Raw genomic sequence first — 803 nt, 5'->3', positions numbered from 1 at the left:
CGCTACGTTTACATCTGGGCCGATGGCATCCATCTGGAGGCGCGGCTCGAGGACGAAAAGCAGTGCATCCTCGTGCTGATCGGTGCGACGCCGGAAGGCCGCAAGGAACTGGTCGGCTTCACCGATGGCACTCGCGAGAGCGCACACGACTGGCGCGATCTGCTGCTCGATCTGAAGCGGCGCGGGCTCGACGTGCCGCCGCAGCTCGCCATCGCCGATGGCGCGCTCGGGTTCTGGAAGGCCGCCGGCGAGGTCTGGCCGAAAACGCGCGAGCAGCGCTGCTGGGTACACAAGACTGCCAACGTGCTCGCCAAGCTGCCGAAGAGCCAGCAGCAGAAAGCCAAGCGCGCGTTGCAGGAGATCTGGATGGCTGAAACGAAGGTCGCCGCCGAGCTGGCGTTCGACGCCTTCATCGAGAGCTACGCGCTGAAATACGAGAAGGCGGCCGACTGCCTGAGCAAGGATCGAGACACGCTGCTCGCATTCTACGACTTCCCGGCCGAGCACTGGAAACACTTGCGGACGACCAACCCCATCGAAAGCACCTTCGCCACCGTGCGCCACCGCACCATCCGATCGAAGGGGTGTCTGTCGAACGGGACCGCGCTCGCCATGGTCTTCAAACTCGTCGAGGGCGCGCAGAAAAGCTGGCGCCGTCTCGATGGCCACAACCAGTTGCCAAAACTCGTTCTTGGTGTGACATTCAACGACGGGATCGAGGTCATCGCCAAGCCGACCGACCGTCAGCCCATAACCGCCGCCGCCTGACCGGCCCGGCCGTCACCAAAATTTGGCGATAGCTC

At 63.8% G+C, this 803-nt stretch carries 1 protein-coding gene; it reads left to right on the top strand.

Going from position 1 to position 803, the window contains the following annotated elements; all coding sequences use genetic code 11:
* The coding region (locus QCM77_RS45970; RefSeq protein ID WP_280097147.1) for an IS256 family transposase at positions 1 to 768 on the top strand (768 nt) is incomplete at its 5' end.
* Between the last annotated feature and the right edge of the window lie 35 nt (positions 769 to 803).

This window comes from Bradyrhizobium nivariense, from assembly GCF_029846695.2.
Classification (GTDB): domain Bacteria; phylum Pseudomonadota; class Alphaproteobacteria; order Rhizobiales; family Xanthobacteraceae; genus Bradyrhizobium.
The sequence above is the reverse complement of the archived record's forward strand: the minus strand, read 5'-3'. Positions and strand labels throughout refer to the sequence as shown.